Source organism: Rhodopseudomonas palustris BisB18 (genome assembly GCF_000013745.1).
GTDB lineage: Bacteria > Pseudomonadota > Alphaproteobacteria > Rhizobiales > Xanthobacteraceae > Rhodopseudomonas_A > Rhodopseudomonas_A palustris_F.
The window spans coordinates 5,223,184-5,249,469 of the sequence record NC_007925.1; the positions used below are offsets into that span (position 1 = coordinate 5,223,184).

21 protein-coding genes are annotated in these 26,286 nt (G+C 63.9%); 3 read left to right on the forward strand and 18 right to left on the reverse strand.

Annotated features, from left to right (window positions below):
• From RPC_RS23405 to nifH, 17 genes are all read right to left on the reverse strand, one after another.
• A complete protein-coding gene (locus tag RPC_RS23405) occupies positions 1 to 1,095 on the reverse strand; it encodes a protein-glutamate methylesterase/protein-glutamine glutaminase (protein ID WP_041802228.1) in 1,095 nt (364 codons plus the stop codon).
• A gap of 18 nt (positions 1,096 to 1,113) precedes the next feature.
• Positions 1,114 to 1,953: a CheR family methyltransferase gene (locus RPC_RS23410; protein ID WP_415914768.1), complete on the reverse strand. Its 840-nt coding sequence runs from the start codon at positions 1,951 to 1,953 to the stop codon at positions 1,114 to 1,116.
• A gap of 16 nt (positions 1,954 to 1,969) precedes the next feature.
• A complete protein-coding gene (locus RPC_RS23415) occupies positions 1,970 to 2,449 on the reverse strand; it encodes a chemotaxis protein CheW (protein WP_011475069.1) in 480 nt (159 codons plus the stop codon).
• 67 nt (positions 2,450 to 2,516) lie between these two features.
• Positions 2,517 to 4,592, reverse strand: coding sequence for a methyl-accepting chemotaxis protein (locus tag RPC_RS23420; protein ID WP_011475070.1), 2,076 nt, complete (start codon positions 4,590 to 4,592; stop codon positions 2,517 to 2,519).
• A gap of 260 nt (positions 4,593 to 4,852) precedes the next feature.
• Positions 4,853 to 6,934, reverse strand: coding sequence for a methyl-accepting chemotaxis protein (locus RPC_RS23425; RefSeq protein ID WP_011475071.1), 2,082 nt, complete (start codon positions 6,932 to 6,934; stop codon positions 4,853 to 4,855).
• Positions 6,935 to 7,024: 90 nt separating this feature from the next.
• The gene (locus RPC_RS23430) at positions 7,025 to 8,947 is read right to left on the reverse strand and encodes a methyl-accepting chemotaxis protein (protein ID WP_011475072.1); all 1,923 of its coding nucleotides are present in this window, start codon (positions 8,945 to 8,947) and stop codon (positions 7,025 to 7,027) included.
• 138 nt (positions 8,948 to 9,085) lie between these two features.
• Complete coding sequence (locus tag RPC_RS23435) at positions 9,086 to 11,290, reverse strand: methyl-accepting chemotaxis protein (protein WP_011475073.1); 2,205 nt, start codon at positions 11,288 to 11,290, stop codon at positions 9,086 to 9,088.
• A 39-nt stretch (positions 11,291 to 11,329) separates the two neighbouring features.
• The gene (locus tag RPC_RS23440) at positions 11,330 to 11,803 is read right to left on the reverse strand and encodes a chemotaxis protein CheW (protein ID WP_011475074.1); all 474 of its coding nucleotides are present in this window, start codon (positions 11,801 to 11,803) and stop codon (positions 11,330 to 11,332) included.
• A complete protein-coding gene (locus RPC_RS23445; RefSeq protein ID WP_011475075.1) occupies positions 11,803 to 13,863 on the reverse strand; it encodes a chemotaxis protein CheA in 2,061 nt (686 codons plus the stop codon). Before RPC_RS23445 ends, RPC_RS23440 begins: the two co-directional genes overlap by 1 nt.
• Positions 13,860 to 14,225: a response regulator gene (locus RPC_RS23450; protein WP_011475076.1), complete on the reverse strand. Its 366-nt coding sequence runs from the start codon at positions 14,223 to 14,225 to the stop codon at positions 13,860 to 13,862. Before RPC_RS23450 ends, RPC_RS23445 begins: the two co-directional genes overlap by 4 nt.
• On the reverse strand, positions 14,226 to 14,543 hold the full coding sequence (locus RPC_RS23455) for an STAS domain-containing protein (RefSeq protein WP_011475077.1): 318 nt from the start codon (positions 14,541 to 14,543) through the stop codon (positions 14,226 to 14,228). It abuts the gene before it with no gap.
• Positions 14,544 to 15,148: 605 nt separating this feature from the next.
• A complete protein-coding gene (locus tag RPC_RS23460; protein ID WP_011475078.1) occupies positions 15,149 to 15,706 on the reverse strand; it encodes a gamma-glutamylcyclotransferase family protein in 558 nt (185 codons plus the stop codon).
• 4 nt (positions 15,707 to 15,710) lie between these two features.
• Entirely contained in the window at positions 15,711 to 16,460 is a 750-nt protein-coding gene (gene anfO / locus RPC_RS23465; RefSeq protein ID WP_011475079.1) for a Fe-only nitrogenase accessory protein AnfO, read from the reverse strand.
• A gap of 4 nt (positions 16,461 to 16,464) precedes the next feature.
• Positions 16,465 to 17,853 carry a Fe-only nitrogenase subunit beta gene (anfK, locus tag RPC_RS23470; RefSeq protein WP_011475080.1) on the reverse strand — a complete coding sequence of 463 codons (1,389 nt, stop codon included), beginning with the start codon at positions 17,851 to 17,853 and terminating at the stop codon, positions 16,465 to 16,467.
• Positions 17,854 to 17,863: 10 nt separating this feature from the next.
• Positions 17,864 to 18,292, reverse strand: coding sequence for a Fe-only nitrogenase subunit delta (gene anfG, locus RPC_RS23475; RefSeq protein WP_011475081.1), 429 nt, complete (start codon positions 18,290 to 18,292; stop codon positions 17,864 to 17,866).
• A 10-nt stretch (positions 18,293 to 18,302) separates the two neighbouring features.
• Entirely contained in the window at positions 18,303 to 19,877 is a 1,575-nt protein-coding gene (gene anfD, locus RPC_RS23480) for a nitrogenase iron-iron protein, alpha chain (RefSeq protein ID WP_011475082.1), read from the reverse strand.
• Positions 19,878 to 19,939: 62 nt separating this feature from the next.
• The gene (gene nifH / locus RPC_RS23485; RefSeq protein ID WP_011475083.1) at positions 19,940 to 20,767 is read right to left on the reverse strand and encodes a nitrogenase iron protein; all 828 of its coding nucleotides are present in this window, start codon (positions 20,765 to 20,767) and stop codon (positions 19,940 to 19,942) included.
• A gap of 423 nt (positions 20,768 to 21,190) precedes the next feature.
• Here nifH and RPC_RS23490 point away from each other — a divergent pair, with 423 nt between their 5' ends.
• On the forward strand, positions 21,191 to 22,129 hold the full coding sequence (locus tag RPC_RS23490; protein ID WP_011475084.1) for an efflux RND transporter periplasmic adaptor subunit: 939 nt from the start codon (positions 21,191 to 21,193) through the stop codon (positions 22,127 to 22,129).
• Between the two features lie 9 nt (positions 22,130 to 22,138).
• Here the strand turns inward: RPC_RS23490 and RPC_RS23495 are convergent, their stop codons facing one another.
• A complete protein-coding gene (locus tag RPC_RS23495) occupies positions 22,139 to 23,008 on the reverse strand; it encodes a caspase family protein (protein WP_011475085.1) in 870 nt (289 codons plus the stop codon).
• Between the two features lie 386 nt (positions 23,009 to 23,394).
• On the opposite strand from RPC_RS23495, the gene RPC_RS23500 reads away from it, so the two are divergent.
• Together RPC_RS23500 and RPC_RS23505 are read left to right on the forward strand one after the other, a co-directional pair.
• Complete coding sequence (locus tag RPC_RS23500) at positions 23,395 to 25,134, forward strand: hypothetical protein (protein ID WP_011475086.1); 1,740 nt, start codon at positions 23,395 to 23,397, stop codon at positions 25,132 to 25,134.
• 115 nt (positions 25,135 to 25,249) lie between these two features.
• Positions 25,250 to 25,975, forward strand: coding sequence for a thermonuclease family protein (locus RPC_RS23505; protein ID WP_011475087.1), 726 nt, complete (start codon positions 25,250 to 25,252; stop codon positions 25,973 to 25,975).
• Positions 25,976 to 26,286 lie beyond the last annotated feature (311 nt).

A 26,286-nucleotide genomic window follows, 5' to 3' on the forward strand; every position in this document is an offset into this window, starting at 1 on the left:
TCAGACCGTCGGAACCGGTTGTTTGGCATCCTGCCAGAGCATGATTTCGCGCGGGATCTGCGCCAGCGGCACCACCTTGTCGACACCGCCGAGCGCAATGGCTTCCTTCGGCATCCCGAACACCACGCAGCTTTCTTCGTCCTGCGCGCGCGTGGTGGCGCCGAGCTTATGCATCTCCAGCAGACCGCGCGCGCCGTCGTCGCCCATCCCGGTCATGATGATGCCGAGCGCGTTGGGACCGGCATATTGCGCCGCCGAGCGGAACAACACATCCGCCGAGGGCCGATGCCTGGACACCGGCGGACCGTCCTTGATCGCAATATGATAGCGCTGGCCGGTGCGTTGCAGCAGCATGTGGCGACCACCCGGTGCGATGTAGGCGCAGCCCTGCACCACGACGTCGCCGTCCTGGGCCTCGCGGACCTCGATCTCGCACAGGCTGTCGAGCCGCTTGGCGAATGCCGCGGTGAATCCCTGCGGCATATGCTGCACGATCAGAATCGCCGGCGCCTTGGCGGGCAGGCATTCCAGCACATCACGCAACGCCTCGGTACCGCCGGTCGATACCCCGATGCAGACCAGCCGCTCGGTGGTCGGGCGGGCGCGTCCGCTGACCGGCGGCGGCATGATCGCATCCGCCGTCAGCTTGGCTTCCACGACCATCCGCGGCGGACGCCGCGGTCGAATTCGCGCGCGCGCCGCGGCTTTGACCGCATCGCACATCCGCGCGGAGGCTTCGAGCAGCGCATGGGTGGTATCGATCCGCGGTTTCGGCACGATATCGAAGGCGCCGGCCTCGAACGCCTCGAACATCACGTCGGAGCGCTCTTCGGTCAGCGTCGAGCAGATGATCACCGGGATCGGCCGCTGCGCCATGATCTTGCGCAGGAAGGTGATGCCGTCCATCCGCGGCATCTCGATATCGAGAATGATGACGTCGGGGATCTCGTCCTGCAACCGGCGCGCCGCCGCGAATGGATCGGCGGCCGAGGCCATCACCTCGATATCCGGGTCAGCGTTCAGGATTGTGGTCAGGATCTGACGCACCGATGCGGAATCGTCGACGATCAGCACACGAATCTTTGGCCTCAGCATTGGATTTGTCATGACCGTCTAGACCTTGAAAATCGTCGGCTGCACCTGTTTCAGCTTGATCGACTGGTTCTGAATCATCGATTCGGAATGCCCGACGATCAGATAACCGCCGGGCCGCAAATGGCTACACAATCGTTCGACGACCTTGCACTGGGTCGGCTTGTCGAAATAGATCAGCACGTTGCGACAGAAGATCACGTCGACGTCGCGATCCACCGGATACACCGCGTCCATCAGGTTCATGCGCATGAACGCCACCGAGCGGCGCAGCTCGGGCACGATCCGAACTTCGCTACGCGACTTGTCCTTGGAGGACAAGAAGTAGCGCTTGGCCATCGCCTCCGGCACCGGCGCGATCATTTCCTTGGTGTAGATGCCTTCCTCGGCGAGCTGCAACACCCCGGTGGAAATGTCGGTGCCGAGAATGCGGAATTGGAAGCTGGGGCCACCGTTTCGTTGCAGGTCGTCGAGCACGATGGCGATGGTATAGGCCTCCATGCCGGTCGAGCAGGCCGCGCTCCAGATCTTCAGCGGCCTGCCCCGGATCTTGCGCAACAACTCCGGCACCGCGGTGTCGCACAGGAAGTCGAAATGGAACGGTTCGCGGAAGAAATCGGTCTTGTTGGTCGTCACGCAATCGATCAGATGGATCAGTTCGGCATCGAACAGATCCTCGTCGAACAGCCGATCGACATACTCGTTGATATCGTCATAGCCCAGCGCGCGGACGCGCTTCTGCAATCGGCCTTCGAGCATCAACCGTTTGTTTTCGGGCAGCCGAATCCCGACTTGCTGCTCGACCAATTCGGCGATCGCGCGAAAGTGCCGGTCGGACAGCCGCGGTAACGGTTCGATCATCAAAGGCTGCATCGGCTCAGGCCGCCTCGGCTTCCGCCGAACCGCTCTGCAATATTTCGCCGGACGTCATGAGCTTCGCCAGATCGAAGATGATGACGAAATTCTCGCCCTTCTTGCCGATCCCGGCGAGATAATCCGACTTCCAACGCCCGCCGACGGTCGGCGGCGGCTCGATCTGGCTTTCGTCGATCCCGGTGACCTCGAACACGCAATCGGCGACGAAGCCGACGCCGACGAATTGATTCCCCATCGGGACATCGAGGATGATGATGCGGGTCGCCTCGGTCGCCGGCACACTGGGCAGGTCGAGCTTGATCCGCAGATCGACGATCGGATAGCTCGAGCCGCGCACGTCGATCATGCCGAGTAGGAAATTCGGCGCGTGCGGCAGTTTCGAGATCGGCCGCATGTCGAGAATCTCACGGACGTTGCGAATGCCGATGCCGAAGGTCTCACCGTCCAGACCCAGCGTCAGATATTGCGTCGTTTCGGCCATGATTTACTCCTCAAAATACTCTTTTGCAGCGAAGTTCGGACGCGCCGACCCGGCGCGACCGACGTGATCAGCGACCAAACTCGGCGTCGCGCGCATCGGCAGCGTCGTGCATCTCCAGCGCGAAGCCGCCGCCGTTGGCAACCTTGAGTGCGCGGGCCGATCGGACCGCAGGCTTCTTCGCACGATGCACGCTAGCCATTGCCGAACCCTTACCGCGCAGTTGCGCCACCGCCTTGTCCAAGGCAATCGGTTGCGCGCCGTCTTTCGGACGATCGATCTTGAAGTAGGCGATGGTCGATTGCAGCTGTTCGGCCTGCGAGGCGAGTTCCTCGGAAGTGGACGACACCTGCTCGGAGGCCGCGGCGTTCTGCTGGCCGACCTTGTCGAGCTGCTGGATCGCCTGGTTGATTTGCGAGGAGCCGACGTCCTGCTCGCGGCAGGCGGCGGTGATCTCCTCGACCAATTGCGCGGTTTTCTTGATGTCCGGCACCAGCCGCGACAGCATCGAGCCGGCTTCCTGGGCCGCCTTGACGGTCTCGGTCGACAGCGCGCCGATCTCTGCGGCGGCGGTCTGGCTGCGCTCCGCCAGTTTGCGCACTTCGGAGGCGACCACCGCGAAGCCCTTGCCGTGTTCGCCGGCGCGCGCGGCTTCCACCGCGGCGTTGAGCGCCAGCAGATCGGTCTGGCGGGCGATTTCCTGCACGATGGTGATCTTGCCGGCAATCGTCTGCATCGCCTCGACCGCACGGCCGACCGCGACACCGCTGGCCTCGGCATCCTTGGCCGACTGATGCGCGATCTTCTCGGTCTGGCCGGCGTTCTCGGCGTTCTGCTTGACGTTGGCGGCCATCTCTTCCATCGAAGAGGAGGCTTCCTCCGCGGCGGAGGCCTGCTCGGTGGCGCCCTGCGACAGTTGCTCGGCGCTGGCCGACAATTCCTGGCTGCCGGCGGAGACATTCTGCGCCGCGGTGACCGCGTCGGCCACCACACTGCGCAGCCGCTCCACCGTGCCGTTCAGCGAGATGATGAGATCCCCGACCTCGTCGTTGCTGGTGGCCGCCGTGGTTTGGGTCAGATCGCCGCCAGCAACCGCGTCCGCGAGCTTGACCGCGCGGCCGAGGCTGCGGCTGATATTGATGGCGATCCAAGTCGCCGAGCCGATCGCGATCAGCAACGATGCGGCGATGATACTGATCAGCAGCAGCTTGGCGAACGCCGCCTCCGCTGTTGCGGCAGTGCCGAGGTCGACCATCCGCTGGTTCGCGAGTTTGACGAAGTCTTCGAACGCTTCGAGGGTTTCGTTGAACGCCTTGCGACCTTCGCCGTTGCTGATCGCCAGCGCCTTGATGTTGCCTCCCTCGCGGGCGATGCTGATGATCTTATCGGCGTTGTTAGCATATCTTTGATGGAGCTGGCTGATCGTGGTCGCCGGAACAGCGACGCTATTCAGTTGGGCAACGGCCTGAGCCACGGTGGACTTGAGGCTCGTGACTTGCGCCGCGGCGGCCTTATACGAAATCTCCAATTCGTCCGTCGACGACGCGGTGAACGTCGACAGCACCTGGCGACCGAGCCGGGCCGCCTCGAATCGGGTCGTCTGCAGCGCCACCATGGCGCGCAAATACTCCGGCTGATTCGGCGCCTTGTTGAGATCCTGGGCCACAGCATCCAGCGAAGCATTGAATTCGAGCAGCGCCGGCAAACCTTCCGCGCGCCAGAGCTCGGCGGCACGGTTGCTGGAATTGAGCAGACCGACCTTGCCGGCCTGCTGCTGCAGCTCGTTCAAATGCTTGAGCTTGACCGCTGCCTGATCGAGCACCCGCTTACCGGCCTCGGTCGCGATGGCGTGGATCTCGTCACGCAACTTGAGCACCGCGTTCTGACGCTCGATCAACAGCCGATAATTTTCGGCGGTTTCTTTTTCCGACACCGAAAGGATCATCCGCGCCTCGGAGCGCTGCTGGCCTTGGATGTCATTCATCAAATCGGCAGCCATCTTCATGCGACCGCCCTGGTGGACAAGATCGTCCTGCGATGCAGCCAACGTCGTCAGCTTGTTGTAGGCAATCCCGCCGGTGAGCAGGGACAGCAGCGTCACCGCACCGAAGGTGCAGGCCAATTTCGCCTTGACGGAAAATCGCATTGGGACCCCATGAGCTCAATTTGGATCGGATATCGTGCGTTCCTAGCCGGAACCGTGGCGGAGTCGTCAGCCTCACTACCCGGATCCGAATTGATCGATCCGCAAATGAAACGCCTCGCCTGGTTCTTAAACTTGGAGTGATCCCTTCTACGTCCGGTTAATTCCGCACTACGGAGAAGTACGAGAGCGTCGGGGATTTTCGCAACGAGCCTGTAAGGGGCGAAAACGGCCTCGCCGGCGACGGCGAGGCCGCTCCCGAGTTAGCGCTGAAACTCGGCGTCGCGTTCGTCCGCGGCGTCATGCATCTCCAACGCAAAGCCGCCGCCCGCAACCTTGAGCGCGCGGGCCGGCCGGGCGGCCGGCTTGTGCGCCGCCCGGTCCGGCGCCGCCATGGCGGCCGCTTTGCTGCGCAAGTGCGCCACCGCCTTGTCGATCGCAATCGGCGCATCGGCTTGGCCGTCTTTCGGCCGGTTGATCTTGAAGTAGGCGATGGTCGATTGCAGCTGTTCGGCTTGCGACGCGAGCTCCTCGGAAGTCGACGAGACCTGTTCAGAAGCCGCGGCATTCTGCTGGCCGACCTTGTCGAGCTGCTGGATCGCCTGGTTGATCTGCGACGAGCCGACGTCCTGTTCGCGGCAGGCGGCGGTGATCTCACCGACCAGTTCCGCAGTCTTCTTGATGTCCGGCACCAGTTTCAGCAACATCGAGCCGGCTTGCTGCGCTGCCTTGACGGTCTCGGTCGACAATTCGCCGATCTCGGCCGCGGCAGTCTGGCTGCGCTCGGCGAGCTTGCGCACCTCCGACGCCACCACGGCAAAGCCCTTGCCGTGTTCGCCGGCACGCGCGGCTTCCACCGCGGCGTTGAGCGCCAGCAGATCGGTCTGCCGGGCGATCTCCTGCACGATGGTGATCTTGCCGGCGATGGTCTGCATCGCCTCCACCGCGCGACCGACCGCCACGCCGCTGGCCTCGGCGTCCTTGGCCGATTGGTGCGCGATCTTCTCGGTCTGGCCGGCGTTCTCGGCGTTCTGCTTCACATTGGCGGCCATTTCTTCCATCGAGGACGACGCTTCCTCCGCAGCGGAGGCCTGCTCGGTGGCGCCCTGCGACAGTTGCTCGGCGCTGGCCGACAGTTCCTGGCTGCCCGCCGAGACGTTCTGCGAGGCGGAGACCGCGTCGGCGACCACGCCGCGAAGCCGCTCCACGGTGCCGTTGAGCGAGACGATCAGGTCACCGACCTCGTCGTTGCTGCTGACCGTGGTGGTCTGGGTCAGGTCGCCCGACGCAACCGCATCGGCGAGCTTGACGGCGCGGCCGAGGCTGCGACTGATGTTGATAGCGATCCAAGTCGCCGAGCCGATCGCGATCAGCAGCGAAGCGGCGATGATGGCGGCCAGCAGGGTCTTTGCGGAGGCGGCTTCTTCGGCGCCCGCAGCCGCCAAGTCGTTCATCCGCTTCTTGATCAGCGTGATGTACTCCTCGAAGGCATCGAGACTGATGTTAAACGCCTTGAGCCCTTCGCCGTTGGTGATCGCCAGCGCCTTGATATTGCCGGCCTCCCGGGCGGTGGAGAGAATCTTGTCGACGATGCCGGCAAACCGCTCGTAGTCGCGGTTGATGTTATTCACCGCCACGCCGAGCACGCCGAGCTGGTTGGTCGCCTGCGCGATGCTGGTTTTCAGATCGGTCGCCTGTGCGACAGCTCCCTTATATTCGGTCTCGAGCTGCTCCACCGAGGCGGCCGAGAACGTCGTCACCACCAGCCGTGCGAGACGCGCGGCTTCGAGGCGCGCACTCTGCAGGGCCAATAGCGCACGGACGTTTTCGATCCGATCCGGCGCTTTGTTGAGGTCGGTGAAGACTGCATCGACGCTGGCGTTGAACTCGCGCGCGGCGGTCAGTCCGTCCGATTCCCAGAGCTGCGTCGCGCGGTTATTGGAATTGAGCAGGGCGAATTTGCCGGACTGCTTCTGCAAGTCGTTCATGTGCTTGAGCTTGTCAGTGGCCAAGCCGAGCTGGCGCTTGCCTTCCTCGCTGGCGATCGCGGCCAGTTCGTCCTTGATCTTCAACGCCTTGTCCTGGCGTTCGAGCATCGCTCGAAAGTTGTCCGCCGCGTCCTTTTCGGAGCCGGCGTTGATCAGCCGGGTTTCGGCGCGTTGCGCCTGCTGGATTTCGCCCATCACGTCCGCGGTCTTCTCCATCCGCAGCCCCTGCTGGACCAGCCCTTGCTGCGCGCTCTCCAGCGAGGCCAATTTCAGATAAGCCACCCCTCCGGTGATAAGCGACAGGATAGTGACGGCGCCGAACGTAGTGGCAAGCTTTGCCTTGACTGAAAATCTCATGGGTAGCCTCTTGATCCCATTTGCGGGATGGTGGTGGCGGCGACGGCTGGACGAAGTGTCGCCTCGCCCATGACGGCGCCGCCTGTGTTGTTAGCGATGAAACTCGGCGTCGCGATCGTCCGCCGCGTCGTGCATCTCCAGCGCGAAGCCGCCGGCACCAGCAACCTTCACCGCACGCGTCGGCCGGGTCGCGACGCTCTTGGCAGCGCGGGGCGGCGACACCATCGCCGCGGCCTTGCCGCGCAGCTGCGCCACCGCCTTGTCGAGTGTGGCCGGCTGTGCGGCGTCCTTCGGACGATCGATCTTGAAGTAGGCGATGGTCGACTGCAGTTGCTCGGCCTGCGAGGCGAGTTCCTCGGAGGTCGACGACACCTGCTCGGACGCCGCGGCATTCTGCTGGCCGACCTTGTCGAGCTGCTGGATCGCCTGATTGATCTGCGACGAGCCGAGGTCCTGCTCGCGGCAGGCGGCGGTGATCTCCTCGACCAGTTGCGCGGTTCTCTTGATGTCGGGCACCAGCTTCGACAACATCGAGCCGGCTTCCTGCGCCGCCTTGACGGTCTCGGTCGATAGCGCGCCGATCTCGGCCGCGGCGGTCTGGCTGCGCTCGGCGAGCTTGCGCACTTCGGAGGCGACCACGGCAAACCCCTTGCCGTGTTCGCCGGCGCGCGCGGCTTCCACCGCGGCGTTCAGCGCCAACAGATCGGTTTGGCGAGCGATCTCCTGCACGATGGTGATCTTGCCGGCGATCGTCTGCATCGCCTCCACCGCACGGCCGACCGCGACGCCGCTGGCCTCGGCGTCCTTGGCCGATTGGTGCGCGATCTTCTCGGTCTGCCCGGCGTTCTCGGCGTTCTGCTTGACGTTGGCCGCCATCTCTTCCATCGAGGACGAGGCTTCTTCCGCGGCGGAGGCCTGCTCGGTAGCGCCCTGCGACAGCTGCTCGGCGCTGGCGGACAATTCCTGGCTGCCGGCGGAGACGTTCTGCGCCGCGGTGACCGAGTCGGTCACGACGCCGCGCAGCTTCTCGACCATGCGCTCCAGCGCCAGGCCGAGCGTATCCTTGTCCGACAGCGGCTTGGCATCGACGGTGAGGTCGCCATTGGCGATGGTATCGGCGACTATTGCCGTGGCCTTCAGATTCGCCGCCATCCTCTTCATGGCGAGACCGAGCCTATCCTTGTCCGACAACGGCTTGATATCGGTGGAGAGATCGCCATTGGCGATCGTATCGGTGATCATGGCGGTGGCGTTGAGGTTGACCGTCATGGCGTTCAGCGATTTCACCAGGTCGCCGATTTCGTCGTTGCTGGACACTTCGATCTTCTTGCTGAGATCGCCGATCGCGACGGCGTCGGCGAGATCGACCGCGCGGCCGAGCCCGCGGCTGATATTGAAGGCGATCCAGATCGCGGATCCCAGCGCAATCACCAAGGACGCGATGACCAGCACCAGCAGCAGCAACTGCGCGCGGGCGCCGTCTTCCCGCGCCTGTTCGGCCCGGTCGGACATCAATTTCTTGATGTAGACCTGGTATTCCTTTGCGGCGCTCGTAACCCCGGCGACGGCCTTGCGAACTTCCGTCGTCGAAAACTCAATGGCCTTTGCCCGATCGACCTTTGCGAGTTTGATCGACTGCTCCTGCGCCGTGTTCATGGCGGCGTAGGCGGTGGAGAAGCGCTCGAGCAGTCGCTTCCCCGTTTCGGTCGCGGCGGCGTAAACTTCGTCCTTGGCCTTTAACACGCCAGCCCGCAATTCCATGACATCGGCAGCGTACTGATCGGCCTGGGTTTCGGAGCCAGCCAGCAAGACGTTCTTCTCAGCCCGAATCTGCAGCAGGATGCCCTGTTGGATCTCGTTGGCCTTCGTCCCACGATCCGCGGCCGACACGATGTTTTCAGCCGTCGCGACCATTTCGCTGAGCTTCATGTAGGCCACGCCGCCCGCGATCAATGAGAGCAAGATCACGATGCCGAACGTCGCGGCAAGTTTGGCTTTCACAGTGAAACGCATTTCTTGGTCCTCTTATTCCGAAACCGGATCGAGTTAGTTGTTTGCTGAATCTTGGAGTTGTGACGAACCCTGCTGCATTGATGGAGCCGATCCGGCTACGCGTCGCGTTGCGAACCGGCCTTGCCGCGGGGCAAGGCCTCAGGCATTTCGGCGATGAAACTCGTCGTCGCGATCATCGGCCGCGTCGCTCATCTCGAGGGCAAAGCCGCCGCCGCCGGCGGCCTTCAGCGCGCGCGCCGGGCGCGTAGCTGCGCTCTTGGCTCCGCGGGACGACGACGCCATCGCCGCGGACTTGTTGCGCAGCTGGGCCACCGCCTTATCGAGCGCCGCGGGCTGTTCGCCGTCCTTCGGACGGTTGATCTTGAAGTAGGCGATGGTCGATTGCAGCTGTTCGGCCTGTGAGGCGAGTTCTTCGGAGGTCGAGGACACCTGTTCGGAGGCCGCGGCGTTCTGCTGGCCGACCTTGTCGAGCTGCTGGATCGCCTGGTTGATCTGCGACGATCCGACGTCCTGCTCGCGGCAGGCGGCGGTGATCTCTTCGACCAATTGCGCGGTCTTCTTGATGTCCGGCACCAGCCGCGACAGCATCGAGCCGGCTTCCTGCGCCGCCTTGACGGTCTCGCTCGACAGCGCGCCGATTTCGGCGGCCGCGGTCTGGCTGCGTTCGGCGAGCTTGCGCACTTCCGAAGCCACCACCGCGAAGCCCTTGCCGTGTTCGCCGGCGCGCGCAGCTTCCACCGCGGCGTTCAGCGCCAACAGATCGGTCTGCCGGGCGATCTCCTGCACGATGGTGATCTTGCCGGCGATGGTCTGCATCGCTTCGACGGCGCGGCCGACCGCGGCCCCACTGGCCTCGGCGTCCTTGGCCGACTGATGCGCGATCTTCTCGGTCTGACCGGCGTTCTCGGCGTTCTGCTTCACATTCGCCGCCATCTCTTCCATCGAGGACGACGCTTCTTCGGCGGCCGAGGCCTGCTCGGTGGCGCCCTGCGACAGCTGCTCGGCGCTGGCCGACAATTCCTGGCTGCCGGCGGAGACGTTCTGTGCCGCGGTGACCGCGTCGGTGACCACGTTCCGCAGCTTCTCGACCATGCGTTCCAGCGCGATGCCAAGCGTGTCCTTTGCGGACTGCGGCTTGGCGTTGACGGTGAGATCGCCGGATGCGATCGAATCCGCGATGTTCGCGGTGGCGTTGAGGTTCACCGTCATGCTGTTGAGCGATTTCACCAGATCGCCGATCTCGTCGTTGCTGGAAACCTCGATCCGCTGGCTGAGATCGCCGATCGCGACCGCGTCGGCGAGACCGACCGCGCGGCTGAGGCCACGGCTGATGTTGACAGCGATCCACGTCGCCGAGGCGATTGCGGCCAGCAGCGAGGCGATGATGATGCCGATCAGCAGCGTCTTGGCGACGCTCGCTTCTTCCGAGCCGGAGGCGGCAAGCTCGCCCATCTGGTCGTCGGTGAGCTTGATGTACGCTTCGAGTGCCGTCTGGGCTTCATTGAACGCCTTGCGGCCCTCATTATTGGTGATCGCGACCGCCTTGATCTTGCCGCCCTCATGCGCGGTATCGATGACTTTCTCGGCGGAGCGCACAAAGCGATCGGCCTGCGCATTGAGCGCGCTGGAAGCGACTCCGAGCGCCGCAAGTTGGGTCGAGGTCTGAGTCACGCCGGCCTTGAAGGCGACTTTCACCGGCTGCGTGGCTTTGTATTCGGCATCGAGTTCGTCGATCGTACTGGCACCGAAGGTGGTGGTCGCGAAGCGCGCAAGCCGAGCGGCTTCATATTTCGAGGTCTGCAACGAGGTGATCGCGCGCTGCCCCTCCAGCGTCGGTTGCGCCTTGCCGATTTCGGCGACGGCATTGTCGACCGCCGTGTTGAATTCGCGAAGCGTCGGCAGTCCTTCGGAGGCCCACAACTCCGCGGAACGAGTGTCCGACCGCAGTTGCGAAAGTTTGCCGACCTGTTCCTGCAACTCGTTCAGCCGCTGCAACTTCACCGCGGCCTGATCGATCAGCCGTTTTCCGGCTTCGGACGCAGCGCCGTAAATGCCGTCCTTGAGCTTCAGGCTAGCGTCGCGCCGCTCCATCATCAGCTTTTGCTGTTCGGCGGAATCCTTGTCCGAAAGCGAGAGGATCATCCGAGTTTCGGCGCGAAGCTGGCCCTGAATGCTGTTCATCAGGTTCGCGGTCTTCTTCATGCGTTCCGCCTGCGCCACCAGCCGCAGCTGCGAGGTATCCAGCAAGGTAAGCTTGCTGTAGGCGATGAAGCCCGTAACCATCGACAGCGCAATGACGACACCGAACGCACTTGCCAGCTTGGCCTTCACAGTGAAGCGCATCTCTTAGTTCCTCATTTTCTCGCAATTTCGCAATTGGCGTCAGCTTAAGATACGTTCCATGTTCGGAACGATCACGAATTCGTCGCGCCATTTGGTGATGAAGCTGATGAATTCCGGATTCCAGCGCATCCCGACCCGCGGGGTCGGCTGCGCGTCGGCGCGCGAGATCTGCGTCACCTCGTGGACCTTGTCGGCGACCACACCGACCAGCACCGGGTCGCGATCGATTTCGATCTCGAGCACCACGATCCGGGTGTCGGCGGTGTCGGCGGTCTTCGCCATGCCGAACCGCGAGCGCAGATCGGCCAGCGGAATGACGTTGCCGCGCACGTTGACGACGCAGGGTAGATAGGGCCGCGCCCCGGCGACCCGCGTGGCCGGCACCGGATCGATGATCTCACGCACCAGCTTGGTGTTGAGCGCGAATACTTCGTCGCCGATCCCAAGCATCACCGCCTGCATCAGATCGTCTTCGACCTCGGCCTCCGGCCGCTTCTCCAGAACCTGATCCATCACGCCGCCTCATTGGTGAGTTTGCCGTCGCCGAGCGACTGGCCGATCGCCAGCAGCTGCGCGACGTCGAGAATCAGAGCAGCAGAGCCGTCGCCGAGGATGGTGGCGCCGGAGAACATGGTGACGTCGGAATGCAGCTTCGACAGCGACTTGATCACCGATTGGTGGCTGCCGATGATCTGGTCGGCGATCAGGCCGACGCGGGTCTCGCCCGACGAGGCGATGATGATCTTCTGGTGACGATCCGGCTGGCCGCCGACTTCGAACAGATCGCGCAGCCGCAGGAACGGCACAAGATCGCCGCGCATGTTGAGGAAGTCGCGACCGCGCACCCGCTCCTCTTCGGCGGATAGTTCGGCGCATTCCTCGACCGCCGCCAGCGGGATGATGTAGCGGCCTTCGCCGACGCGGATCAGCAGGCCTTCGATGATCGCCAGCGTCAACGGCAGCCGCAACGTCACCGTGGTGCCGCGGCCGTGCTGGGTCGAGATGTCGATCGAACCGCGCATCGCGTCGATGGTGCGCTTGACCACGTCCATCCCGACGCCGCGGCCGGACAGCGTGGAGATGGTCTGCGCGGTGGAGAAACCGGGCTGAAACAACAGCTGATGCACGTCGTCGTCGGACAACACCGCGCCCGGCTGAATCAAGCCCTGTTCTTCCGCCTTGGCGCGGATCCGGGCGGCGTTGAGACCGGCGCCATTGTCGCGCACCGTGACCAGCACCTGGGCGCCGGAGTGGATCGCGGCGATTTCGATGCGTCCGATCTCGGTCTTGCCGGCGGCGGCACGGCTCGCCGTGTCTTCGATGCCATGGTCGATCGCGTTGCGGATCAGATGGACCAGGGGATCGGCCAGCCGCTCGATCATGGTCTTGTCGAGTTCGGTATCTTCACCGGAGGTGACGAAGTCCACCGGCTTGCCGAGATCGCGCGACAGGTCGTGCACCAGGCGGCGGAAGCGGCCGAACAGCGAGCCGATCGGCACCATCCGCGCGCCCATCGTGGTATCGCGCAAGCCGGCGGCGAGGCGTTCGATTTCCTCGGCGATCGCCTTGATGGAAATGTCGTCGGTGGCGGCGGCCAATTGGCTGAGCCTGGCCTGGGCGATCACCAGCTCGCCGACCCGGTCCATCAATTCATCGAGCCGTTGCGCCTGCACGCGTACGGTCGGCATGCCCTTGTCGTCGAAACGACGTTGTTCGTCGCCCTTGGATTTGGTCGCGGCGGTCGCCGGCTTGTCGGCTTCCGGCTCGGCACGCCGCGGTGCGGTGGCGACGGTCGGATTCGGGGCAAGCGACGGCGAGGCGATCATCGGCTGCGGTGCGACCACGGCCGTTTCCGGCAGCGGCTCGCAGCTCAGCACCATCTCGTCCTGCACGAACATGAAGACGTCGTCGATCGCGGCGCGATCGCAATCGCTGTTCAACGTCACGTCCCATTTCAAGAAGCACAGCTCGGGCTCGAGCTCGTCGAGCAGCGGCACATCCTCGGTCAACGCGGTGGCGAACGCGGTGCCGAGCTTGCGTAGATCGTCGAGATAATCGAGCGGGTTCGAGCCGTTTCGCAATACGTCGCGATCGAATTCGATGTGCAGTTGCCAGCCCCGCCCCGCGGTGGCGGGCGCAGGCGGCGCGGTGGTAACGGCGGATGCGATGCTATGCTCCTCGTCCGGCCCGCGATCCGCGGTCGGGGCGACGAAGCGGCGCAGTTCGTCGAGAATTGCATCGCCGATGATCGAATCGGTGCTCTCCGGCGCCTCGATCAGCGCGCGGATGTAATCCTTGGCGGAAAGCGCCACCGAGATCAGGTCCTGGCTGGCCTTGATCTCGCCCTTGCGCACCTGGTCGAACGCGGTCTCGAATTCATGGGTGAAGGTCGCGACCTTGTCGAAGCCAAACATCGCACCCGAGCCCTTGATGGTGTGCAGAGCGCGAAACGTGGTGTCGATCAGTTCGCGGTCGTCGGGACGCGATCCGAGATCGAGCAGCGCGCCTTCCAGCGCCTCGAACAAATCGCTGGCCTCTTGACGGAAGACCTCGACCGGATCCAGCCCACTCATGACCGCACCAGCTTGTTGACGACGGCCTGCAGCTGATCCTGGCTGAACGGCTTGGTGATCCAGCCGGTGGCACCGGCCTTCTTGGCCTCCTGCTTGACCGCGTCATTGGATTCGGTGGTCAGGAACACGATCGGCAACCCGGTCAAAGCCGGAGTCGCCCGCAGCGCCTTGATCAGCTCCATGCCGTTCATCACCGGCATGTTGAGATCGGTGATCACCAGGTGGGGCCGGCTCGCCTTGGCTTTTTCCAGGCCCTGGGCGCCGTCGCCCGCCTCGATGACATTATGACCGAGCGGCGCCAGCGCCACCTTGATCATCTGCCGGATGCTTGGGGAATCGTCGACGGTGAGGATGGTGGCCATTTACTTCGTCTCGCTCTGTTCTGCGTCGGTCCGCTCGGAGAACGCGCTACTGGACACGCCGGCACGTTGAAACGTGGTCCTGAGATTTTGCGACAAATCGGTCAGGTCCAGCCGGCCCCCCTGTTCGTCCGCGGTGCGCGTCGCCGACAGCAACAGCTGCACCGAGGTGACGTCGGCCTTGTCGACCGCCGAGCAGTCGACCTGTAGATCGCGTTGCTGGCTGAGCAGACTACGGATCAGATCATAGACCGCGCGGATGCCGGCAATGCTGCAGTCCGCGGGAAGGCGAAGCGAAGGCTGCGGCGACTTGATTTCCATTTTTTGAACTCATGACCAGTTGATGACACGGACAAGTCGAACGAAGAGAGGGTCTTGAACACGCGCAGAACGGCGCAGTGGCCACAGGTATAACTACGTAGTTCTTTGGTCCCGTTAACACCCCAATTCAACTTTGACGGGTTAATCGCGCATAAAACGATTCAAGGGAAAGGCGAAGCACACTGGCAAAGCGTGAGATCCGATCCGACCGTCGCCTCGTAGTCTTCGACTGGTAGTCTCAGAGTGCTGCAACCGCGTTAATTTTCGTACCCGTAGATTTACGGGACGGCCGAACCACGCGGGCAATGCGCGTCAGCGGGTCGCGCAACGGCCGGATCGCAGCCGATGCAAGGCAAATGATTCCGGCTCAAGCCGGCAGGCAATCATTGATAATACTATTCTAATATGAGGCGCCGGCCGTCGTCAGAACGGACGGCGCTGAGCCGATGACGGCAACATGACGTCGATACGACGCCATGCTTTGAGCGAATGCAGCTCTGCATTTCGGCCGCGGTTAACTGATCGGGCGATTTACAGCCTTTGTCGAACGCTGCCTCGCCGCAAGAACTCAGTGAGACGGCACGCGCGTCATCAACCGCAGCGAATCAGCCGCAGCTCCCGCAAGCTGCGCCGAAGCTGATCTCCCGCTGCACCGGGTCGTTCAACGGCATGCCGGCTTCGGACGGGATCGTCGGGATGGCCCGCAATTGCTCGACGTAATCGGCCGGCAGCCCATTGCAGATTGCACCGCTGACGATGTGCGCGAGATAGGCGTCGGTCGGCGGCTCCTGGATGCCGAGCAGCGCCCTCTTATATAGGAGGACCGGATAGCTCGTCCCCTCGCCGTCGGTCACCTCGGACGGCCAGAGAAAATAGGCGCCGTTGCCGTCGAGCCGGACGTCGTGGCAGCGGTCCAACCGCTCGCCGTCGTAGAACGACAGCCGATACACCACGCCCCAGAGATCTTCGCCGCTGGCTTCGACAAAGGTCTCCTCGCCGCCGCCCCATTTGCTGGATTGGCCGTAGAAGCCGATGCGATAGTTCGGCAGCCTCGCCACCGCGACCGCCATCGGGTTGTAACAGCGCAGCGCGATCTGCGTGCTGTTCATGTCGGCGCCATAGACGAAGTAGAGATGATGCGATTTTTCGCCAAAAGCCAGCATGTCATCATCCTTTGAGTTGCTCGCCGCGGCCACCGCTCTCACCACGCCGGCCGATGCTGATGGTGAATTCGCGCCGACCCTGCAGCAGCGGTTCTGCGACGGCGGCGAGCTGCAGGCGGTCCAGCTCCTGCGCTAGCCAGCGCGGCTGATGATCGCAGACGATGTCGAGCCTCTCGAAGCCGCCGGCGTTGAGGAACGGGATCAGCAGCTGACGCGAATTCAACTCTGGGTGGCTCTTCAGCACCGCGGTGAGGTGAAGCCGGAAGTGAGCGTCGCCGACCTTGACCGGCGCGGCGTCGATCGGCGCCGTTACCTCGGCGAGCGCGCAAGGACCGCAGGCCGCCGCGGCCTTCCGAGCGGCTTCCGCCTCGCGCTCCGCCACGGCGTCGAGCTTGGCCAGCACCGGCCCCTCGCCTTCCCAATTGTGGAAGCCCATGTCCTCGAGCAGCACGTTGTGGATGCCGCGCAATCGCTGGCCGATGAAGATGCCGCAGTGCTCGAGATCGGCTAGCGCGCCTTTCAATTGGCTCTTCAGGTGCGCGAGGCCGAGATCGCGTTGCAGCGCCAGCGGCGTTTCGCTGATGCTGGTCCATTGTCCGTCGGCCCGCTCATAGACCCGAACGAAGCCCGGCTCGAAGAAGCTGATCAGGTCGCCCGCGGCATCGACGAAGGCTGCGATCCGCAGCTTGCCGTCGGGGGCCGGGGCGCGGCGGAGCGCGGAGGCTCCGCCGCAGGATGAGGAACAACCGCCCATGACATCACCACACGTTCAGCAGCCATTCCTTGTTCTTCTTGTGCTCCATGTCGGTGAACAGCGCATTGGCCATCTGTTCGGCGAGCCAAGTGGCGCCGCCATAGCCGACGACCGGGTGACGATAGAGCCCGGCGCGGTCGTAGGTCGGGAAGCCCACCCGCACCATCGGGATATTGTAGTCGATCGAGATGAAGCGGCCCTTGGAGTGACCGAGGATCAGATCGAGCTCGAGTCCCTCATTCTTGATCCGGTTTTCCAGCTCCCAGAAGTCGGCGTTGGTGATGATCTCCATCGGATAATCGACGTTCTCCTGCAGCGCCTTGATGCGGGGATCGTTGACATAGCCGGCATTGTCGTCGCCGAGCAGCAACAGCTGCGGCTTCATCTCCAGGTCGAGGCAGAATTCCGCCAATCCGATCACCAGATCCGCATTGCCGTAGATCGCCACCTTCTTATCGGCGAGGAACATGTGCGCGACGTCAGAGATGGCGTCGAGCGCGATGCCGCGTTCCTTGACCAGGCTCGCAGGGATCGGCTTGCCGGTGACCTGCGAGAGCTTCTTCAACAGCGCGTCGGTGTTGCGGATGCCGATCGGGGTCGGGCCGATGGTCGAGGGGATTTTGAACTTCTTTTCCAGAAGTTGCGCCGCCTTGCCGCCCTCGTAGCGGTTCAGCGCGAAGGTGTGGATCGCCGAGCCGGTGGCTTCGAGGTCGGCGACGGTGGTGTTGCCATGCGAGATGCCGGCGCCGTCGGGCATCAGCGGGCTGTCGAAGCTCTCGATCTCGAACAGCACGTTGGCCTCGATGCCGAGTTCGGAGACCAGGTGTTTGAGCTCCTTGACGTCGCCCGGGTTCACCCAGCCGGTCAACAGGTTGATCCTGCCCGACGGTTCACCCTTCTTGGCGAACTTCTTGACGAAGTCGCGCACCGCGACGTCATAGCCCGACACCATCGAGCCGACGAAGCTCGGCGAATGGATGGCCAGCAGATGCACTTCGCGGTCGGCATATTTCTCGGCGAGCAGGCCCTCCTCCAGCTTAGTGATCAGGCCATCGACGTCGTCGCCGATCACTTCGGTCGAGCAGGTGGTGATGATCGGCACCACCTTGACATGCGGATAGCGCATCAACAGCACGTCGACCGCGGTCTCGACCCGGTCGAGCGCGCCGAACACCGCGCCGTCCTCGTGCACTGAGGACGAGGCGATCTCGAAGCTCTCCTTGAGGTGCTGGGAGATCAAAAGCCGGACGAACATCACGCAGCCCTGACCGCCATGCACGATGCCGATGCAGTCCTTGATGCCGATCGAGGCGAACTGAGCGCCGGCCGGCTGGCAGGTGAAGATCGGGTTGATGGTGCCGACGCGGTCCTTGACTTTGACTTGGCAATTCATAGGAATCTCCTCAGTAGTTCTGGACCGTCAGCTCTTCATTGAGCGAGCCGTCGATGGTGAGCCAATCGATGCGGGCGTGCAGCTTGGCGATCAGGGCTCGGATCTCGTCCTTGCCCATGTCGGAGAGCCAGGCGCAGCGCTCGGTGAAGTTGCGGGCCAGCAACACCGCGTCGACCCAGTAGCACTTGTCGAGCGGGGTCGGATTATCCACCTCCTCGCCAACCAGGATCTGGGCGGTCTTGCCGAGCACGCCGGCGCTCTGCTTGCGCCGGTCCCAGCCGCGGGAGTTGAACTGCCACAGGCAGTTCTTCATGATGTAGTTCTCCAGCTCCGACACCTTCGCCCTGGTCTCTGCGTCCATGTCCGCGAGCGGATCGTGGTCGTAGAGCTTGGGGTAATTGGCGCGCGCGACGTCTTTCTGTTTCTTGATCTTGGCCATGGGGTCCTCCCTACTCGGCGGCTTCGGTGACGCTACGACGCGGAAACACCGGATAGTCGGCGGCGGTCTTGGCGCGGATGGCGGCGATCGGGTCGAACTTGCCGGAATAGCCGGTCATCGGCGACGCCTTTGACTCGTCGGAGAGATTGGCATCGGACAGCATGCGCCGGGTGGTGAAGCCCTTGTCGGTCGCGTAGTCGTCCTTGGAGATGTCGATCGCCGACAGCTGATGCATCGGCGAATAGATCGCATTGTAGATGTCGCGGGCAAAGCGCACCCAGCCCTCCCAGCCCTTGTAGGGGCCGTTGTGGTAAGCATGGGCGTTGAGATAGGGCACCCGCATCTTCTTGGCGACTTCGCCCGGCCGCTTGCCGGTGAAGATCACGTCCGGCTTCAGGGTCTTCAGCGCTTCCTGATTTTCGAGTTCGTTGGGGTCATCGATCGCCAGCGCGCCTTCGCCGCAACGCGAGACGCCCTTTTCCATGTCGCCCTGATGGCCGAACTTGGTGTAGACCGAGACCACCTGGACGCCCATTTCTTCCTGGATGGCATGGGCCCAGTGCCAGAGCTTGGAGCCGCCCGGCCACAGGCACACCTTCTTGCCTTGCAGGCGCTCCTTGTACCAGGCGAGTTCGGGACCCCATTTGGCGGTCTCCTCGGCGATGATCGCCTCGGCGCGGTCTTCGATCCCGAAGAACAGGCCGACCTTGCGCAAGCTGTCGCCGAGCGCCTTGTGGCCGAAGCCGTCGATGTCGAGCCGCGGAATGCCGTAGCGCATCCGCAATTCGTCGCAGATGTATTCGGCCGAGCGGGCGCATTCCAGCACGTTGAGATGGGCGCCGTGCATGCTGCGCAGATCGTCGTAGGAGCCGTTGCCGGTGAAGGTCGACAGCACCTGGATGCCCATACGCTTGAAGAAGTCGATCATGACTTCCTGGTCACCTTGGATGTTGTACTCGCCGACGTAATTGATGACGTAGTCGCCGGTGATCTTCGGCTCGACGGTGCCGACCTTTTGGTTCAGCCAAGCGATGTTGATCTTGTGATGGCCGCCGGATTGGCTGGGGCCTGCGAAACCCGGCGAGTTGCAGACGAAGATATCGACGTCGGGCAGTTCCTCCATCACCTCGGCGGCGATGGCGTTGACGTCGTCGCCGATCAAGGCGGTGGCGCAGGTCTGGTAGATGGTCATGCGCTTCATAGTCGGAAACGCTTTGAACGCCTCGAGGATGTTCTGCTTCAACAGCTTCTCGGCGCCGAATACGATGTGCTTCTCCTTCACGTCGGAAGCGAAGGTGTATTTCAGCTGATAGTCGTTATTATCGCTGATATAGCGTTTGGTCTGCCAGGTGTCGTAGGTGCAGCCGACCGGGCCGTGACTGAGATGGATCACGTCCTTCATCGGCGTGCCGATGACGTGCTTGGCGCCGCAATAGGCGCAGCCGCGTTCGGAGATCGAGCCAGGGATGGTGTTGAGATATCCCTTCGGCAGGCAGGAGGTCAGATCCTCCCCCGGGCCCTTGACGACCGCGTGCTGCTTGCGCTCGGGGATGCATTTGCTGACTTCGAACTCATGATAGGGCATGGGCCTCGCTCCATGAAAGGGTTGGGGGACCGCGCGCCGGGGCGACCGGCGCGCGTGGGGGCTCAGTCCATCAGGCCGTATTTCACGACCATGGCTTCGAGTTCGTCCATCGCCATCGGCTTCGGGATCACGAAATCGGTGTTCTCGATGATCTTGCGGCCGAGCTCCTTGTATTCATGCGCCTGGTTGGCGTCGGGCTGGAATTCGGTGACCGTCTTCTTGTTGAATTCGGCCTTCTGCACGATGTTGTCGCGCGGCACGAAATGGATCATCTTGCTGCCGATCGCCTTGGTAAATTCGGCCAAAAATTCCTTTTCGCCATCGACGTTGCGGCTGTTGCAGATGATGCCGCCAAGCCGGACGCCGCTCTGCTTGGCGTATTTGGTGAGACCCTTGCAGATGTTGTTGGCGGCGTAGATCGCCATCATTTCGCCGGAGGCGACGATGTAGACTTCCTGCGCCTTGCCGTCGCGGATCGGCATCGCGAAGCCGCCGCACACCACGTCGCCGAGCACGTCGAAGAACACGAAATCGAGGTCTTCGGTGTAGGCTTCGTTCTCTTCCATCAGGTCGATGGCGGTGATGACGCCGCGGCCGGCGCAGCCGACGCCGGGCTCCGGACCGCCGGACTCGACGCAGCGGATGTCCTTGAAGCCGGTCTTCACCACCTTATCGAGCGTCACCTTCTCGGCGCCCTCGACGCGCAGCGTGTCCATCACGGTCGCTTGCGGCAGGCCGCCGAGGATCAAACGCGTGGAATCGGCCTTCGGGTCGCAGCCATGGATGAAGACGTGCTTGTCGTGGAAATGCGCCAGCGCCGCCGCGGTGTTCTGGGTGGTGGTCGATTTGCCAATGCCGCCCTTGCCGTAGATCGCAATCTTGCGTGTCACTTTGAAACCCTCCGGGGTTGATCAGATGGATAGTCGTCGTTCGCCTCACAGCGCGATGCGGGCTCGGGCGAACGCTGCGAGCTCAGCATTGGTATTGCAGGGCCCGTGCCAGCCGCGCGCGGCCGACGAAAACCGCGAAAATCAGCGAATTTGCAGAGTTTTTCGTGCGCGACGCCGCGGCGTTTCGACCGCGATGTCATTTTCGCAGGAGATTTCTCACCTCTTGGTACGAAGTCGGTCGCGCGGCAAAGTCGGCGAACGGATTCCGCGAGAATACCTGGCTATATCGTTTTGGTTATAACGCTGGCGTTGCGGCCGGCGCTCGGTGCGCCTGGCCTGCGGCATCGAAACAGCGCTCTTGGCGCGCTGACGCAGCTTCAATAGAGTCGGGAAACACCGACCCAGTGGAATACGGAACATCCGATGACGCGTTCAGACCCGAACCAGGCTTGGCGCACGGTTCACGCAGAAGCCCGCGCGGCGCGGCGGCGGCGTCATGCGGGCCTGATCGCCATCGTCACCGCGACGTTGGCTCTGATCGCACCGCCCGGTCTCGCGGCCGAGGCGCCGGACTTCAAAGGCGCCACCGTCACGGTGGTCAATGCCGGCAAGGCCTGCTTTTTCGCGATTGTCGAGGTGTTCGGGCTGCTGCTGCCGCGCGAGGAAGTCTCGGTGCGGCCGGATCGCCCGGGTTTGAAGGTCGCCGAGATCTCGGTCGATCCCGGCGAGACAGTGACCGCCGGGCAGCCGCTGGCCAGACTCAACCTCCCCGAGGGCGGCACCACGCTGGTGCAGGCGCCGATCGCCGGGGTGGTGAGCGCTTCGTCGGCGGTGATCGGCGCGGTGGCCTCAGCCAAGGGCGAGCCGCTGTTCAGCATCATCGCCCGCAACAAGTTCGATCTGGTCGGCCAAGTGCCGGTGCGCGATCTGTCGAAGCTCGCCATCAATCAGACCGCCACGATCAAGATCGTCGGCGCCGACGAATTGACCGGCAAGGTCCGACGGGTGTCGGCGACGGTCGATCCCCCTAGCCAGCTCGGCCAAGTGTACATCACCGTCAACGCCAGCAAGCGACTGCTGGCGAATTCGTCCGGACGGGCGATGATCACGACCGGCGAAAGCTGCGGCGTCTCGGTGCCGCTGACCGCGGTGCTGTATGGCAGCGCCGGCACCGTGGTTCAGGTGGTGCGGCGGCAGCTGGTCGAAACCCGGCGGGTGGAGACCGGGCTAATGTCCGGCGGACAGATCGAGATTCGCGAAGGGCTTGCCGAGGGCGACGTCGTGGTGGCGCGGGCCGGCGCGCTGCTGCGCGAAGGCGATCCGGTCAGGCCGGTGACCGCAACGGACGCGAAGGCGAAATAGAGGTGTCGGCTATTCGCCGGGCTTTTCGGCAGACGCCCCGACGCGGCCGAACGCGACGTCGCTGTGCAGCGACGACGACAGCGCCGGCACCTGCGTGCCCTCGGAGGCGCGCACCACCGCGGTCTTGGTGGTGAGGAAGGCGGCTTCGGCGGCGACCGGCGAGGCCAGCGCGGTGAGCAACTCGGCCATCAGCACGCTGTTCGCGGCGTTAGAATCGTCGGCGACCTTGCCGGGCGTCGCCGCCGACAGCACCAGCGCATTGTCCGGCACATCGATCGGCGCCAAGCCGTGCGAGTAACCGCGAAAGCGGCGCTCATAGGGATTACGTCGCGACGCATCGATCACCGCAAGCTTGGCGCGGGCGCCCTGCGCTTGCATCGCCGTCAGCACGGATTCGACGCTGACGCCGTTGCGGCGCACGTCGGCCTCCTTCCAGATCGTGGCGTCGACCGGGACCATGTAGCTCTCGCGGCCGGCCTGAATGGCGAAGCCGCCGAAATACAGCATCACCACCGACTCCGGCGTGATCCGCGCCTTCAGCCGCGCGATCGCGCGGTCCATGTCGTTGCGCGTAGCGTCTTCCACCACGTCGACATCGAAGCCGTCGCGGCGCAGCGCGGCGGTCAGCGCGCGCGCATCATTGATCGGCTGCGCCAATGGTGCGCCGGCGTCCGGATAATGGCCGTTGCCGATCACCAGCGCGAGCCGCGAAGCGTTGCCCTTGGCATCGGCCGGTTGGTCGGCCGCCGGCGGCGGCGGCACATCGAGCGCGCGCTTGTTCAGCGCGGCATGGGCGCCCAGCCCCAACGACACCAGACCGACCAGAGCGGCGGCGGTGGTCATCGAACGGCGGGAAATTCGAAACAGCCCGAAATTCATTTGGTCATCCTTGACGCACGAAAGTATGTCGCGGCAGATCGAAAGAGGTTTGCTGGAACAGGCAGGCATTGCCGGGCGATTACGCTGAATTTGCGGCGCTGCAGCATTACCGAGCGGCGGCTTTTCCAGCAACCCAGCAACCGGTTGTCCTCAATGCCAGCGTTTCGTGGCTGGTTACATTGTGGTTTTGCTTCGCCGCCGCGCAACTATACGATCAACACGGCAACCAGGCCCGCAGGAGTTCTTCAGCCACATCCCCGACCTCTGGCGGAATTGTATTTCCCCGAGTTTGGTGCGATTTCTCAACGACTTGCGGATACTGCTTGGATGCCCCGATGGGGTGGTTTGGCAGAGCCTGAAGATAATACCGCTTGGAAAGTTCGCCGATGGATCTTCACTATATGGCCGGCGCCTTCTATCGCGCGCTGACCGCCGCCAAGGACGGCCCCTCGCTGTACGATGTTTGCGATCCGGTATTCTTGCGGCAAAGCTGTGGCAACTCCCATCTGGCGAAATTCTACCAGACCGCGCTCAATAATCCCGCGCTGCGCCTGCTGCTGCGCCGCGCCGGACTGCCGGAATTGCGCGACCCGGTGCGGTTTCGCGCGCTGCGCGACGCGCTGACCGCGGCCTGCGACGAGGACGCGCCGGACTGGGCCGCAATCGGCCGGCCGGTCGCCGATCTCGTCGACACTATCCAACTCGCTCACCCGAAGCCGAAGCGGGTGACCCCGCCGCTGCATCTGCCGCGGCCCGCCGATGTCGACGCCGCGATCCGCGCCTGCGGCAATCACCTGTTGGGCTCGTTCGAGCGCAACGGATTCATTCCGACCTACGCCGCCTTCAACCTGATCGGCGATCCGGACTGCGGCGGTCGCGAACTGCTGATGGCGCTGAACGGACTGAACGCCCGCGGCTACAAGAACTCGACGCTGATGTTCAATCTGGCGCGGGCGTTCATCGCCCGCTCCGCGGTCGGTCGGCTGATCAATCCGCCATGGATCGGGATCGCCGAGCCGATGTGGCAGCCGGTGCAGATCCGACATCGCTCGGCTTATTACGACGCGTTCTTCAGCGAAGCGCTGCTCGGCTTTCTCGGCTGCGGCCTCGCCACGCCCGAGGAGAGCGCGGCAGCGCGCCACGCCGTCGATGCGATGATCGCGTTCTGTCTCGATACCAGCCGCGAGACCGTGCGCGGCCCCGACGGCGGCACCGTCGACGTCGTCACCGCGCTGGCGCCGCTGCCGCATCCGCGGTTCAGCCGGTTGTTCTGGCAGATCAAACAGCGGCTCGGCTTCGACGTCTATGTGCCGGATTGCGACACCACCGCCAGCGCGGTCTCGGTCGCGACCCAGGCCGGCTGCGACGACCCGATGCTGCGCCAACCGCTGATCGACGTGTTCGCCGGCCTGCAGATCCGCGACGGCGGCCGCGCGCCCACGATCACCATGCCGCTGAACGACCACATCGATTACGACGGCGGCATCGTCACCTGGATCGACAGCCTGTCCGGCGAGCGGCCGTTCGGCAACGATCTCGATCCCACGCTCAATCTCGACGTGCTCGAGGTGACGTTGCGCAATTGCGCGCGCTGGCGGGTGATCGAAACCCCGGCGCGGCTCGACACCGTGCAGCGGCTCATCGGCTTTCATCGCAGGCTGATCGCCAGCGGCCAATTCACCGATCAGAAATCGCATATCTACTATCTGCCTGAACTGTATTGCGCCTATTTCGGCCGCTGCACCGCCGCGCTGCGGGCGCTGCCGGAGTCGGCCCAGCGCGCCATCGATCCCGACGACGCGTTCGCCGAGATGCGCGACGCCGTGCTGGGTTATGTGCAGCAGCAGCTGATCACCCACGAGATCAATCCGTTCGACGCCGCTCTCGCGCTGATCGCGCTCGGCCATCTCGGCGCCGAGCCGGACAGCTTCAAGGCGCCGCTCCATTGCATCCTCAACGCGCTCGGCGAGGGGCCGCGCGGCGCGCCGTTCAAGGCCTATGAGTGGAATAAGATGAAGACCCCGACCCGCATTCTGGTCGGCGGGCCCGAAGTGACGTCGGCCTTCGCGCTGATGGGGCTGGCGCTGGCGCGCCGTGCGACGACGCCGCGATCCGCTGCTAATTAGCAACGAGTCCCGGGGAATTGAATTGCCTCCAGAAATCAATGCTGGTGCTGCGGCCCAACTCCCACCACAATCCGAGATCGTGGTGATGCTCGCGTTGAAATGACGGTGAGCCGAGATGGTGACGAGATTTGGGTTGGCGATCGCGCTGCTGCTGTCGCCGGTGTTGGCCGAGGCCGCCGACGTCAGCGGCGTGCCGAAGATCCGCGAAGGCGATCAGGTGACCATCGGCAGCAGCCGCATCCGGCTCGGCGGCATCGACGCCCCCTCGCTGGATCAGCTCTGCCTCAACCCGAAGGGCGAGCGCTGGAGTTGCGGCGTGGCGGCGCGCGACGAGCTGGTGCGCCACGCCGGCAGCAAGTCGTGGAGCTGCCACATCCAGCGCACCGACCGCTTCGGCCGTTCGGTGGGGCGCTGCGAGGTCGAAGGCGAGGACATCCAGAAATGGCTGGTGCAGAGCGGCTGGGCGCTGGCCTATGCGAAGATCTCGCACGACTACGACGCCGACCAGAAGGTGGCGCGCGACGCCAAGGCCGGGTTGTGGGCCGGCGCCTTCATCGCGCCGTGGGATTGGCGGGTGCGCAACAAGGCCACCACCATCCTCGGCGCCGTCAAGCCGCCGCCGACCGCCAACGCCATCCTGCTGGCCTCGGCGTCGGGCCCGGTGGCGCCGTCGCCGGAGTGCACCATCAAGGGCAACGTCAACCGCTCCGGGCATTGCATCTATCATCGCCCGCAAAGCCGCTGGTACGCCAAGATCCAGATGCACGTCAGCAAGGGCACCCGCTGGTTCTGTTCGGTCGAAGAGGCCGAAGCCGCGGGATGCCGCGAGACCAGGCGGTAAGGCGCGGCGGCGTGAACCGCCGGCCGCTATCGTAGCAGGGTCAGGCATTAAGCCGGCCTCAGTCACCGGAGACCCCCGCCCCCGACCCCTCCCCGCAAGGGGGAGGGCCGCGCTCAGCATCCGCGGGGACGGCAACACATCTCTTGCGCAGCGAGCCTGCGCTGAACTACCCGGTCGCCCTGAAGCATCACCGCAACGAGGCGGTACTCCCCTCCCCGCAAGGGGGAGGGGAGCATTGAGGCGGGGTCCTGTTCTCGTTGAGAATCTTCCACCGCTTGATACAGACTTGCCTCTTATGGCCACCGCGTCCG

What these genes read in the sequence shown, in the direction of transcription:
- RPC_RS23460 (WP_011475078.1), bottom strand. Translation starts at nt 15,706, where the DNA reads ATGCTGGCTTTTGGCGAAAAATCGCATCATCTCTACTTCGTCTATGGC.
- RPC_RS23440 (WP_011475074.1), bottom strand. Translation starts at nt 11,803, where the DNA reads ATGGATCAGGTTCTGGAGAAGCGGCCGGAGGCCGAGGTCGAAGACGAT.
- anfO (WP_011475079.1), bottom strand. Translation starts at nt 16,460, where the DNA reads ATGGGCGGTTGTTCCTCATCCTGCGGCGGAGCCTCCGCGCTCCGCCGC.
- RPC_RS23415 (WP_011475069.1), bottom strand. Translation starts at nt 2,449, where the DNA reads ATGGCCGAAACGACGCAATATCTGACGCTGGGTCTGGACGGTGAGACC.
- RPC_RS23435 (WP_011475073.1), bottom strand. Translation starts at nt 11,290, where the DNA reads ATGCGCTTCACTGTGAAGGCCAAGCTGGCAAGTGCGTTCGGTGTCGTC.
- RPC_RS23450 (WP_011475076.1), bottom strand. Translation starts at nt 14,225, where the DNA reads ATGGCCACCATCCTCACCGTCGACGATTCCCCAAGCATCCGGCAGATG.
- RPC_RS23490 (WP_011475084.1), top strand. Translation starts at nt 21,191, where the DNA reads ATGACGCGTTCAGACCCGAACCAGGCTTGGCGCACGGTTCACGCAGAA.
- RPC_RS23405 (WP_041802228.1), bottom strand. Translation starts at nt 1,095, where the DNA reads ATGCTGAGGCCAAAGATTCGTGTGCTGATCGTCGACGATTCCGCATCG.
- RPC_RS23500 (WP_011475086.1), top strand. Translation starts at nt 23,395, where the DNA reads ATGGATCTTCACTATATGGCCGGCGCCTTCTATCGCGCGCTGACCGCC.
- RPC_RS23425 (WP_011475071.1), bottom strand. Translation starts at nt 6,934, where the DNA reads ATGAGATTTTCAGTCAAGGCAAAGCTTGCCACTACGTTCGGCGCCGTC.
- RPC_RS23505 (WP_011475087.1), top strand. Translation starts at nt 25,250, where the DNA reads ATGGTGACGAGATTTGGGTTGGCGATCGCGCTGCTGCTGTCGCCGGTG.
- RPC_RS23455 (WP_011475077.1), bottom strand. Translation starts at nt 14,543, where the DNA reads ATGGAAATCAAGTCGCCGCAGCCTTCGCTTCGCCTTCCCGCGGACTGC.
- RPC_RS23445 (WP_011475075.1), bottom strand. Translation starts at nt 13,863, where the DNA reads ATGAGTGGGCTGGATCCGGTCGAGGTCTTCCGTCAAGAGGCCAGCGAT.
- anfD (WP_011475082.1), bottom strand. Translation starts at nt 19,877, where the DNA reads ATGCCCTATCATGAGTTCGAAGTCAGCAAATGCATCCCCGAGCGCAAG.
- RPC_RS23495 (WP_011475085.1), bottom strand. Translation starts at nt 23,008, where the DNA reads ATGAATTTCGGGCTGTTTCGAATTTCCCGCCGTTCGATGACCACCGCC.
- anfK (WP_011475080.1), bottom strand. Translation starts at nt 17,853, where the DNA reads ATGAATTGCCAAGTCAAAGTCAAGGACCGCGTCGGCACCATCAACCCG.
- RPC_RS23420 (WP_011475070.1), bottom strand. Translation starts at nt 4,592, where the DNA reads ATGCGATTTTCCGTCAAGGCGAAATTGGCCTGCACCTTCGGTGCGGTG.
- RPC_RS23430 (WP_011475072.1), bottom strand. Translation starts at nt 8,947, where the DNA reads ATGCGTTTCACTGTGAAAGCCAAACTTGCCGCGACGTTCGGCATCGTG.
- anfG (WP_011475081.1), bottom strand. Translation starts at nt 18,292, where the DNA reads ATGGCCAAGATCAAGAAACAGAAAGACGTCGCGCGCGCCAATTACCCC.
- RPC_RS23410 (WP_415914768.1), bottom strand. Translation starts at nt 1,953, where the DNA reads ATGATCGAACCGTTACCGCGGCTGTCCGACCGGCACTTTCGCGCGATC.